At 54.8% G+C, this 11,418-nt stretch carries 9 protein-coding genes; 4 read left to right on the forward strand and 5 right to left on the reverse strand.

Annotation, left to right across the window (positions count from 1 at the left end; genetic code table 11):
• Nucleotides 1-14: 14 nt before the first annotated feature.
• Both yghX and VQ830_RS04660 read right to left on the reverse strand, forming a co-directional pair.
• Complete coding sequence (yghX, locus tag VQ830_RS04655; protein ID WP_337266903.1) at nt 15-908, reverse strand: YghX family hydrolase; 894 nt, start codon at nt 906-908, stop codon at nt 15-17.
• Nucleotides 909-1,192: 284 nt separating this feature from the next.
• Complete coding sequence (locus VQ830_RS04660; protein WP_337266904.1) at nt 1,193-2,671, reverse strand: hypothetical protein; 1,479 nt, start codon at nt 2,669-2,671, stop codon at nt 1,193-1,195.
• 233 nt (nt 2,672-2,904) lie between these two features.
• Here VQ830_RS04660 and VQ830_RS04665 point away from each other — a divergent pair, with 233 nt between their 5' ends.
• From VQ830_RS04665 to VQ830_RS04675, 3 genes are all read left to right on the forward strand, one after another.
• Nucleotides 2,905-3,429, forward strand: a complete 525-nt coding sequence (locus VQ830_RS04665; RefSeq protein WP_337266905.1) for a (2Fe-2S)-binding protein — start codon at nt 2,905-2,907, stop codon at nt 3,427-3,429.
• Entirely contained in the window at nt 3,426-4,442 is a 1,017-nt protein-coding gene (locus VQ830_RS04670; RefSeq protein WP_337266906.1) for an FAD binding domain-containing protein, read from the forward strand. The genes VQ830_RS04665 and VQ830_RS04670 overlap by 4 nt, the downstream gene beginning before the upstream one ends.
• A 103-nt stretch (nt 4,443-4,545) precedes the next feature.
• Nucleotides 4,546-6,795, forward strand: a complete 2,250-nt coding sequence (locus VQ830_RS04675; protein ID WP_337266907.1) for a xanthine dehydrogenase family protein molybdopterin-binding subunit — start codon at nt 4,546-4,548, stop codon at nt 6,793-6,795.
• Between the two features lie 153 nt (nt 6,796-6,948).
• Here the strand turns inward: VQ830_RS04675 and VQ830_RS04680 are convergent, their stop codons facing one another.
• The 3 genes from VQ830_RS04680 to ftsZ all read right to left on the reverse strand — a co-directional run bounded on the left by VQ830_RS04680 (nt 6,949) and on the right by ftsZ (nt 10,751).
• A complete protein-coding gene (locus VQ830_RS04680) occupies nt 6,949-7,476 on the reverse strand; it encodes a DUF992 domain-containing protein (protein ID WP_337266908.1) in 528 nt (175 codons plus the stop codon).
• 653 nt (nt 7,477-8,129) lie between these two features.
• Nucleotides 8,130-9,635: a PAS domain S-box protein gene (locus tag VQ830_RS04685; protein WP_337266909.1), complete on the reverse strand. Its 1,506-nt coding sequence runs from the start codon at nt 9,633-9,635 to the stop codon at nt 8,130-8,132.
• A 93-nt stretch (nt 9,636-9,728) separates the two neighbouring features.
• Nucleotides 9,729-10,751 carry a cell division protein FtsZ gene (ftsZ, locus tag VQ830_RS04690; RefSeq protein ID WP_337266910.1) on the reverse strand — a complete coding sequence of 341 codons (1,023 nt, stop codon included), beginning with the start codon at nt 10,749-10,751 and terminating at the stop codon, nt 9,729-9,731.
• Between the two features lie 368 nt (nt 10,752-11,119).
• On the opposite strand from ftsZ, the gene VQ830_RS04695 reads away from it, so the two are divergent.
• Nucleotides 11,120-11,416 (forward strand): DUF1883 domain-containing protein, encoded by a 297-nt coding sequence (locus VQ830_RS04695; protein ID WP_337266911.1) that lies wholly within the window; start codon nt 11,120-11,122, stop codon nt 11,414-11,416.
• Nucleotides 11,417-11,418 lie beyond the last annotated feature (2 nt).

An 11,418-nucleotide genomic window follows, 5' to 3' on the forward strand; every position in this document is an offset into this window, starting at 1 on the left:
CGACAAGATAGTTCTCAGGCGATAAGATATTTCCTGAACCAGTCGATCGTTCGCTCCCATGCAAGCTTAGCTGCCTGCTCGTCATAACGAGGCGTTGAATCGTTATGAAAGCCGTGATTGACGTTGGAATAGACGTATCCTTCATAAGTCTTGCCGGCCGCCTTCAATGCTGCCTCGTAGGCAGGCCATCCATCGGTAATCGCCTTGTCAAGTTCGGCGTAGTGGAGAAGCAGCGGGGCTTTGATGCGTGGCACGTCGGCTGCAGCAGGTTGACGCCCGTAAAACGGCACGGCAGCAGCCAGTTCGGGATAAGCAACAGCGGCTGCATTTGCCACACCACCACCATAGCAGAAGCCCGTGATGCCGACCTTGCCGGTCGTCATGTCGCTTTTCATCATGAATTCGACAGCGGCAAAAAAGTCATTCATCAGCTTTTGCGGATCGACCTTCTGCTGAAGTTCCTTGCCCTTTTCGTCATTGCCTGGATAGCCGCCGACTGATGTCAAGCCGTCCGGAGCAAGCGCAATAAAGCCTGCTTTCGCGACCCTGCGGGCCACGTCCTCGATGTAGGGATTGAGGCCCCGATTCTCATGAACCACAACGACAGCAGCAGCCTTCCCCTTGAGAGCGGCTGGCTTAACGAGATAAGCGCGCACTTTGCCGTTTCCGTTCGGCGACGGGTATTCAATATATTCCGGGACGATATCGGGATCGGTGAATTCTACTTGCTGCGCGAGTGCATAATTCGGGCTCAGCGAAGAGAGAATTGCGGCGGCTGTTAAACCGCCGACGGCATATTTCGCCGCGCGGTCAAGAAACTCTCGCTTGGTCAAATGACCATGGGCGTAATAGTCATAGAGCTCGAGGAGCTCCTGCGGAAAGTCCTTTGCTGTTAAACGCTCGTTCATGCAGTCTCCTCCACGACAAAACCTATGCCGAGGAAACTAGCGGACACTGAGGCAATGTGTAGTCACGTTTCCGCGACACGATGGACTAAAACATCGAAGTCTTTCCGGCGTCCATGATCGGTGATCCGCGATCGCGGTCTGGGCAATCTCAGACTGCATCGCGGCTGATCATAAACGCTATAAAACTGCACGAGCTTAGACAGGCCAATAGAGGCTTGGCGGTCGACATCTAATAAAGACGCCCTCCCCGCCAAAACCTTTCGTGAAACCTTAAGACGCCCGAACTAGTTCTGCTTCGCTGGCGTATCAGGTCCCTTGAGCTGCTGACCATTGACGCTGACCGAGCCATCCGGTTGTGCAACGACTTCCCAGCGGGACCGGCCGTCGGGATCTGTCTTGGCGAAGCCTTTCGCCATCATCAGCCCCATCGAAACATTGTTCGCCCTCGGATCTTGCTGTGCCGCGGCCTGAACGGCTGCAATCGTCTTGTCGATGTCGCGCGCAAGGATCGTTGCTTTGACAACCACATCTTCGGCTTTTTCATTCAAAAAGCGTCCGGAAAAGGTACCGGATATCTGAAAGTCGTAACTATCGGACACGGCCGAAACGTTGGGAAATTCAACGAGCAATCTACCGTCGGGCAACATTGCGCGAAACTCGCGATCACCGGCTGCCGAGGCTTGATCTCCCTTTTGTTTCCAGTCCTGCTTTTTGAATTCCTGCCAAAAGGCATCAAAGTTCAGGTTCGGCATCGCCACTTCGACGTTCAAGGATTGCGGAACAAATCCTGCATAGGCTGGAGGCAAAATAGCGCTGTCCACAGATGCTCCGTCAGACCGGATTGAAAAACCGATTCGCATCGCCTCGGGAGCGCCATCCAGAGAAGCGCCATAACTCAACGCCGAGACTTCTCCTAAAGACTGATCCGCGGTAGAGAAAGACACGTTTTTCAACGTGAAATCCTGCTTGTAGGATTGCAAGAGAGGAAAAGCTTTCGGCAGCTCTTCCTTTATTTCTTGCTGCATCTCAGCGGGCTTTTCGGACTTTGCGGAAATTGCACTGCTGATTTCGTTGATCACGCGAAGTTTGATACCATCGAAAAGCGAGGAAAATTCAGCTGACTGCGCCTTCATCGTAAACGAGGCTTGCCCAGGCTGAGTAACCTCCGCCACCATGTCACTCATGGAGCCCGTTGTCTTAAGGGCCTGCGCGGACCCGTCAGCGGTATCATTAACATCGATGCCGTAATTGATCCCTGCAATCTTGAAAGCGGTGCGCTTGTCTGCCTCTGCCAGGTTGACGCCGAGATCCTGCAGTTTGAAGGTGCCGTTTCGAATGTAGTGCAAGGCAGGATCGAATAGCGCATTGGCGCTGCTTGAATCGACGTTCGCAGTGAAGTCGGTCGCGGGTTTACCTGGCGGGCTGAACTTGCCCTTAAAGCTCAGCTTGTTGTCGGCCTCGATAAGCCAGCGCCCGTCATCCCGCGGGGTCGCAAAGCTGATGAACGGCTGAACCTCATCCAGCGTCAGGTTGGGAAGGGTTAGCTTTTTGAAAAACCTTTCAAAATCATAGGTGATCTTGTACCGACTGCCGTCCGGTTGAACTGTAACGCTATCTTTTACGGAAGGCGCCACATACTGGCTGCTTAGAAGATCTTTCTTGAGCTTTTCTGCGCCTTGTTGATCCACAGGCGCTGCGGCGGCAGTATTAAAGGATAAAACGGAAATTGCAGCAGCGCTGGCAAGATACTTCAACCTGGTCATGATCATGCATCCTTGGGGTCGGTATTCTTCTTAGGACTGCAACAAACGAATTCGTTTTGCATAAGTCAACCGCCCGCGTCTTAAGCGGTAAATTTTCAGCTTCTTCGTCTCGCAGCTTGAAACTTAAGAACCTGCCAGCAACGCGCTATTTCGCAAATCACGTTAACCGGTCTGAGGAACAAACGGCGGAGGGCTCCGTTACACGATCAACCTTTAATTGAGGCGGCATCATCATGAGTCATTTCACTACTCCCCCCGCAGATACACTCTGTCCGGTTTCTCTGACGATCAACGGCAAATTCCATTCATTGGACGTTGCTCCCTGGACCACGTTACTGGATCTTCTGCGAGGACCGCTGGACCTGACCGGCACCAAGAAGGGCTGCGACCATGGTCAGTGCGGAGCCTGCACAGTCCTGATCGACGGCGAGAGGATGAACGCTTGCCTTAAGCTTGCAATATCTTTGGACGGCTCTGAGATTGCGACGATTGAAGGCATCGGTACGCTTGGCGATCTGCATCCCATGCAGCAGGCGTTCATCGATCACGATGCATTCCAATGCGGCTACTGCACGCCAGGACAGATCTGCTCCGCCGTTGGGCTATTGAAAGAAGGTCACGCGCATAGCCGTGAGCAGATCCGGGAACTGATGAGCGGCAACTTATGTCGCTGCGGAGCCTACACCAATATCGCCGATGCCATCGAAGAAGTCGCAGGACTTTACGGCCGTCAAGGCCTTCAGGAGGCCGCCGAATGAAACCCTTTGACTATCTTCGTCCCGAAAAAGTGGAAGACGCAGTTACTGCTCTGGCATCGACACCCCAAGCTCAGGTCCTCGCAGGTGGCACCAATCTCGTCGATCTCATGAAGTACGATGTCACGCATCCCGACCTTGTCATCGATATCAACAGGCTTCCTCTAAAAGCTATTGAAGAAACGGCCGACGGCTCCCTGCGGATCGGCGCCTTGGTCAGCAATTCCGCCCTTGCCTATGATGCGGTTGTTCAAGAACGTTATCCTCTTCTTTCCAGCGCAATCCTGGCGGGCGCGTCGCCACAGTTGCGCAATGCAGCCAGCACTGGCGGCAATCTCCTTCAGCGCACCCGCTGTTACTACTTCTATGATCCCTCAACACGATGCAACAAACGCGATCCCGGTTCCGGGTGCTCGGCCATTGGTGGCGTTAACCGCATTCATGCGATCCTGGGTGCCAGCGAGCACTGTATCGCGACCCACCCATCGGATATGTGCGTTGCCCTCGCCGCTTTGGATGCGACCGTTGAAGTTCAGGGAGCGCAAGGTAAAAGGGAGATACCGTTCGCGGATTTCCATCGACTTCCAGGTGATCAACCCGAAAAGGACAACACCCTGGAAAAAGGCGAGCTTGCAACGGCGGTCAGGCTTCCTGCCAATCATTTTGCCAAGCATCACAGTTATCTGAAGATCCGTGACAGACTATCCTATGCCTTTGCCCTCGTCTCGGCAGCAGTGGCTCTCGACATCCAAGACGGTACGATAACAGAGCTGCGGGTTGCCCTGGGCGGCGTGGCACACAAGCCCTGGCGCGATCCGCTGGCCGAGGCAGAGTTTGCGGGAGCACCTGCCAATGAAGAAAGTTTTCGAGCCTTTGCGGCACGGCTTTTGACGGGCTCGATCGGCCAGGGTGGGAACGACTTCAAGATTGGGCTGGCAGCAAAAACGATCGTTCGCGCACTTACGCAGGCAAGTGTGAGGCAGCCGCAGGTACAATCTCACAAAGCAATATTCTAAAACCTTTCGGCTCCATGAGCCAGGACGCACTCATTCTTCAAATAGCCGCATCACGCCGAAATCCATGTGGTTTCAGGCTGATGCCCGTCAGGGGAGCCGAAACATGCTGCATCACACAAAAACCGTGGGACGCGCGACACCGCGCATCGATGGAGCGGCGAAAGTCACGGGGTCTGCCCGCTATGCCGCCGAACACACTCAATCTGAACTGGCACATGGCTATGCTCTGCTTGCGACGATCGCATCGGGTCGTATCCTTCGCATCGAGACCAGTGCCGCAGAGCGCTATCCAGGCGTGCTGAAGATCTACACACATGAGAACCGTCCATCGGCGACCAACAGCGATAAAGAATGGAAAGATGCGGTTGCGCTTCCCGGCCATCCATTCCGGCCGCTTGAAAACAACCGAATTCTTTTTGATGGCCAGCCAATTGCCCTTGTGGTTGCAACCAGCTTCGAATCTGCAAGAGATGCTGCGGCTTTAATCTCGGTGGACTATCAAGCGGACTCCGCACAAACTGACCTTCTGAGAGCACAGGGTGACAGCTATGTTCCGCCTGTCGTTCGAATGGAGTCGCTTGCGCCGCCTGATCCGCGAGGAACCGCCGAACAGGCATTTTCCGATGCGGCTTTCAAATTTACCGGCGACTACGTCATGGAAGGCGAGCACCACAATCCGATGGAGCTCTTCGCCAGTACCGTCATTTGGGAAAGCGACGGTCAGTTGACCATCCACGATAAGACACAAGGCTCACAGAATAGTCACGACTACATCTGTGGCGTGTTTGGGCTTGAGCCTGAAAAGGTTACCGTCAAAAATGCGTTTATCGGTGGTGCTTTCGGCCAGGGACTTCGACCAAAACATCAACTTTTTTTCGCCGTGATGGCAAGCCTTGATTTAAGCCGGTCGGTGCGTGTCGAAATGAGCCGCCAGGAAATGTTTTCGCTGACATGGCGTCCATCGAGCATTCAGACCGTGTCTCTCGCCGCAGACGAAAACGGCACGCTCCAGGCGATCCTTCATCATTGTACGCATGCCACATCGACATACGAGGACTATCAGGAAAATGTCGTCAACTGGTCCGGGTTGGCCTACAGGTGCGACAATGTCACGTTAACCTACAAGCTTGCGAAGCTGGATATGTCTACGCCTGGTGACATGCGTGCCCCTGGAGCGGCGACTGGGGTAACGGCGCTTGAAACGGCACTGGACGAGCTTTCTTATGTGGTTGGTATAGACCCGCTCGAACTGAGACTACGCAATTTCATCGAGCGGGATCAAAATGAAGACAAAGACCTAACATCGAAAGCTCTCGATGCCTGCTATCGACAAGGTGCCGAGCTTTTTGGCTGGTCTCGCCGTTCGTCCACCCCGCGGTGCATGAAAGAAGGAAACGACCTCGTCGGATGGGGAATGGCCACAGGGATATGGGAAGCAAGTCTGTCTCCGGCTCAGGCGAAAATCAAGCTGACAAGAGACGGGCAAGCCACAGTCGCGGCAGCCGCCTCCGATATCGGAACCGGCACCTATACGATCGTTGCTCAGCTCGCTGCAGAGGCCTTCGATTTGCCTCTGGAGCAGGTGGAGGTGCAAATTGGAGACTCCAACCTTCCAAAAACAAGTGTTGAGGGAGGTTCATGGACGGCCGCCTCGACCGGCTCAGCAGTTCAGGCAGCAGCGCTGGAGGTCAAGAAAGACCTTCTTTCCTACGCTCAGAAGACGTCTAACTCCATCTTCGCAGACGTCGGTGTAGATCAAGTCGCCATCGTTGATGGACGCTTGGTACTCGATGCAAACCACCAAATGGGCCTTGCCATCAACGACATCATGAGCGCCAACGGGCTGGACTTCATCGAGAAGACTGGAAAGGTCGAACCAGATGAAGACCTGATGAAACGCTATTCCAGCTACACGCATTCGGCGGTCTTCGTTGAGGTGAAGGTTGATGAACAGCTAGGCGTAACAAGAGTGACGCGCGTTGTCAGCGCCATCGCCGCCGGCCGAATTCTCAATCCCCAGACCGCTCGTAGCCAAATCCTCGGTGGCGTTGTGATGGGGATAGGTATGGCGCTTCATGAGGAGGGTATGATCGATCATCGGATCGGAAAGATCATGAACCACAACTTGGCGGAATATCACATCCCGGCTCATGCAGATATTGATGACATCGAAGTCATCTTCGTTGAAGAGGAAGATCAGCTGACGAGCCCAATCGGTGTAAAGGGCCTTGGAGAGATTGGCATCGTCGGCGTAGCGGCGGCAGTCTCCAATGCCATATTCCATGCGACGGGAAACCGTATCCGGAGTTTCCCAATCACAATCGACAAAATCTTGTCCCCATCGCTTCAATAATATTGCAAACAAGCAAAAGGCCCATCCAGGAAATCCCGGATGGGCCTTTTTCTATTGGCGCGCCCTGTGTCCAAATGGACAGAGGACGCGCCGCGCGATGGCCACAATCATCAGCCTTTCATCAGGATCGAAGACGATCCTGAGGCTTTCGCATTATCCGGCGGGGCGAAGCTGCAGGCGGGCAACACCAGCCGCAACATTGAGGCCCGTGCCCACTTCACCGCTGAGGGGCTGCAGGCCAAAGTTCTTGCCGCTACCGCCTACGAGAGCATTAGCTCCCAGTCCAACGCCTGCCGATGCACTTGCGGATGCGCCGACATAGGTGCCAGCCAAGGCGTCATCACCGACACGGGTCGGCTGAACGTTATAGACCAGCCAGGTCATGTAGGTTTTGCCGGTAATGCCGACATCCAGACCGAATTTTCCGATCGAACCAGTGTAACGCTCGATCTTGCCGGTACGCTGACGAAACTCACAAGTGACGTCCTTCTTCGAGGCGATCACCAGACCGATGCCGCCCGCAACTTGGCAAGACAAGGTACCGACACGCTCGCGTGGCTCATTGGCGACTGTTTCCTTCTTCACAGCATGTCGTTTCGTGCTGTGATGGGTGGTTTCCGCCAAGGCGGCGGAGCCGACTGCCGTTGCAGCGATCAATGCCAGGCTGATTATTTTCTTCATCGGAAGATCCTTTCTGGTCTAAATGAAAGTTGAACTATGCGCGCCCTCAACGCTCCTAATGAAAAATCGTTCAATCTCAAGAGATTATACAACCTTCAATAGAATTCGATGTAATTTGAAATTCACAGACGACTCGGCTGAGACAGAACTCGCCAGCAACGGCCGCCGCAATTCGGGCGGCCGCATAACTGGGAACGTGACCCGTCAATTTCACGTATCCTGGCCCCGGGATAACTTCGATCCGCGCCGCCTCGAGTCCTTCCGTATAGGCCAGCAAACACTGCAAGGCCTGGCAGGTCGACACGGCAGATGGCGTGGGCGTGCATGGGGTGGACCGAAATGAAAAAAGCATGACGAACTCTTCTCTCAACAAATATTCTTCTGCATGAGCAAGGCCGAAAGACCCCGCTGCCACTGCGTTGGTAGCTTGAAAAATAGGGAAGAGAGAAAGGCAAATGCAGGCAAGAAGATACCAGAAAAACTAGTATGTCTTAACCTTTTTTAGCTGAAATTCGGTTTACAAAACTAACGAGGTCGACTGGCAGCATCAGTTTCTGGGAATGCGGTTCGTATGCGCCAGCAAAACCAATTGTACTGGGACCAGATATCGTTGCTAGGACGGCGGACAAGGCGCTTGGGTCAACCTTTCAATCCTATGCAGGTTTTCGTTTGCCCAGCCGTTTCGGCGATGTCCCAGTGAAACCTCGCTCCCTCGCCCAGATAATGGCGGCCGAGCGACGATTGACGCCAATCTTGCTGTATAAAGATGCGACGTGGTTGCGAATGGTATTCTTCGAAAGGTGAAGCGTTTCGCCCATTTCCGCATCGCTCAACCCATTGCAGATCAGCCCAAGGATTTCCCGTTCACGATCCGTCAAGTCGAGCAGTTGCGCACGTGAGACACTACCTGTCGATTTCTGCTTCAGTGTTGCCAGTCTCTCCACAACGGAGCGGCTGAACCAGGATGTATCGGCCATCACGCTTTCAATGGCCTCAATCAGTTCTGCTTCGCTTCTTCGACGCTCGGTCACGTCCTGCAGCGCCCAGATCACACACTGACTGTCATTGATCTCGACACGTTCTGCAGAGACCTGGCATTCCGCAAAACTTCCGTCTTTCAATCGAATGCGCATAAGCTCGTTTCGCACGAGCCCGTTGTCTTTGAGGGTTTGCTCAAGCGTGCGCCGCGCTGCAATATCCTCCCAAAGATGAAGCTCGGCTGCACTACGGCCGATGACCTCCTCTTCCTTTCGCTCGCAGAGCTGAAGGAACGCGTCGTTGACCTCGATGAAGACGAAATCCTTGAGGCGCGAAATTGCCGTCGGCGCCGGGCTAAGGCGAAACGATTTCGAAAAACGCTCCTCGCTTTGCCGTAATGCGTTTTGCGCTTTCCTGCGTTGGTCAAGATCGGCGAAGGTAAAGAGCATGCAGGGTTCTTCAAACACCTGTATCGGTTCGCCAGCAACGATGACCAGCCTATCGCCTCCGTCGGCTGTGGGCAAAAGCGCCTCGCGCTGGCGGATGTAGCGTCCCTCGTTAAACTTCTCGAGAGCGTCTTCCCCCGTTTCGCAACCGGAAAAAAGACCGATCTCGTCGATCGTACGGCCAATGACGTCTTCACGCGGATGACCGGATATTTCCACGAAGCCAAGGTTGGCGCGGATAAAACGGCGGTCTTCAAGGCGACAGATCAAACCCGGAGCTGGATTGGCGTTGAAGGCGCTCTCGAACCGTTCCTCAGCCTCGAACCGGGGCGTTTCGTCCCGGATAATAAGCGCAAGAAGATCGGCATCCTCCGGATCATCACCGATCACAAGGCTGCGGACCGTGTGAACCCACACGGTCTCCGGCGTTTCCACGGGAAAAATCTCAACCGTCACGTCATCGACAGTCTCTCCCGCGATGAGTTTCTCGATGGGATATTGGCCCTGCTCCAGAAGATGATTGTTCCGATACCGCAGAGTAAAGCGCCGGCGGTATTCACCGATGTCGCTCCCAAGGTCCGCGAGCTCGCCGACACGGTGCATATCAAGCGCGGCTTGATTGGCCCAGGTTATCTGGCCCCCCTTATCAACGAGGATGAGACCATCGCTCAAGCCCACAATCAATTGCAACAACACAGATCGATTGATCTTGGGAGGGCTTTCTGGCTCGGACACGCGGCACCGTTGTCTGGTTGGTCTGATCCCTTGCTTACAGCAAAAAAAACGGCGCGTCACGGGACGCGCCGCCGGCTGTCATTCAGGTAGAGACTACTGCAAGGTGCGCGGGATCATGTCCGGCATTGGCTGGCCGGTGGGCTGTGCAGCAGCGCGTGAACCTTCAAGACCGGTAGCCACGACTGACACCCGGAAACGCCCGTCAAGATCGCGATCGAAGATGGCGCCGACAACGATATCGGCATCGTCCTGAACTTCGTCACGAATGCGGCTGGCCGCTTCGTCGACTTCGAACAGAGTCATGTCAGAGCCACCGGAAATGGAAATCAGCACGCCCTTTGCACCACGCATCGAAATATCGTCGAGAAGAGGATTGGCGATAGCAGCTTCTGCCGCACGCAAAGCGCGGCCATCACCGTCCGCCTCGCCCGTCCCCATCATCGCACGGCCCATCCCGCGCATAACGGACTTCACGTCAGCGAAATCGAGGTTGATCAGGCCTTCCTTGACGATCAGGTCGGTGATGCAGCCAACGCCCGCATAAAGAACACGGTCAGCCGTCATAAACGCATCTGCAAAGGTCGTCTTGGCATCGGCAATCCGGAAGAGGTTCTGGTTCGGGATTACGATCACGGTGTCGGCAGCCTCGCGTAGGGCTTCGATACCCCCTTCAGCCGTGCGAAGACGCCTGTTGCCTTCAAATGTGAAGGGCTTGGTGACCACGCCGACCGTCAGGATGCCTGCATTGCGTGCAGCCTGCGCGATGACAGGAGCAGCGCCCGTGCCGGTGCCTCCGCCCATACCAGCCGTGACGAAGCACATATGAGAGCCGGCAAGATGATCCATGATCTCGTCGATGCTTTCTTCCGCAGCCGCGCGACCAACTTCCGGCAACGAGCCTGCGCCGAGACCTTCTGTCACGTGAGCACCAAGCTGGATCCGCCGCGATGCTTTTGATGTCGCAAGAACCTGCGCATCTGTATTCGCTGCGATAAACTCTACGCCTTCCAGCTTCTCCGCAATCATGTTGTTGATCGCGTTACCGCCGCCGCCGCCAACACCGATCACGGTGATCCGCGGCCGCATTTCCGAAATTCCGTTCTTGGGGTCCGCCATCGCACTCTCCTTCGCGAACATCGTCACCGGACTCGAACTCATGTCAGCCATGAAACGAATCGGTGTGCTTATATTGCCGCAAAAAGGCAGAGCCGGGGCGAAAGAACAAGCTCTTATCACACAAGCCAGCGATGAGGGCCTTTGCAGCCGCTCAACTCAGGAACGAAATCCACTATGGCTCAACCGAGAACCAGCATCTTGAATGCAAGATCAAGGTAGCATCTGGCATGAAGGCAAGGCGCCGATTAGCCCGCGCCCATAAGTATTGCTCAGCAAAATCTAGGAGCGGGGTCATCAAGCAGTTTTTAAGATGACTACGAGACAATGACGGCTCAATCGACACTCTAGCCCGTAGCCGAACTGCACTCATGCTAAAACCGCTTTTCCGCTTCACTCATTACGATCTCAACGAGCAACCGGCGGGTGCACTCGTGGAGGTGACGCTCAGCGCCGTTGCCAACGTGCGGCTGATGACGTCCGGAAACTTTCAACGATTTACGGAAGTTCTCGACTTCAAATATGTCGGCGGGGTGGCTCGCAAGTCGCCAATCAAACTTGCCATTCCGCATGGCGGACATTGGCATCTGGTTGTCGATATGGAAGGTCACCACGGATTGGCGGAGTCCAGCCTGAAGATAATCATGCCACAGCGCCGGGCATCCTGAGA

The sequence above is a fragment of the Oryzifoliimicrobium ureilyticum genome (assembly GCF_037199735.1).
Classification (GTDB): domain Bacteria; phylum Pseudomonadota; class Alphaproteobacteria; order Rhizobiales; family Rhizobiaceae; genus Rhizobium; species Rhizobium ureilyticus.

Coding starts and splice junctions, on each gene's coding strand:
- ftsZ (WP_337266910.1), bottom strand. CDS start 10,751: ATGGCGGACCCCAAGAACGGAATTTCGGAAATGCGGCCGCGGATCACC.
- VQ830_RS04660 (WP_337266904.1), bottom strand. CDS start 2,671: ATGACCAGGTTGAAGTATCTTGCCAGCGCTGCTGCAATTTCCGTTTTA.
- VQ830_RS04665 (WP_337266905.1), top strand. CDS start 2,905: ATGAGTCATTTCACTACTCCCCCCGCAGATACACTCTGTCCGGTTTCT.
- VQ830_RS04695 (WP_337266911.1), top strand. CDS start 11,120: ATGCTAAAACCGCTTTTCCGCTTCACTCATTACGATCTCAACGAGCAA.
- VQ830_RS04675 (WP_337266907.1), top strand. CDS start 4,546: ATGCTGCATCACACAAAAACCGTGGGACGCGCGACACCGCGCATCGAT.
- VQ830_RS04680 (WP_337266908.1), bottom strand. CDS start 7,476: ATGAAGAAAATAATCAGCCTGGCATTGATCGCTGCAACGGCAGTCGGC.
- yghX (WP_337266903.1), bottom strand. CDS start 908: ATGAACGAGCGTTTAACAGCAAAGGACTTTCCGCAGGAGCTCCTCGAG.
- VQ830_RS04670 (WP_337266906.1), top strand. CDS start 3,426: ATGAAACCCTTTGACTATCTTCGTCCCGAAAAAGTGGAAGACGCAGTT.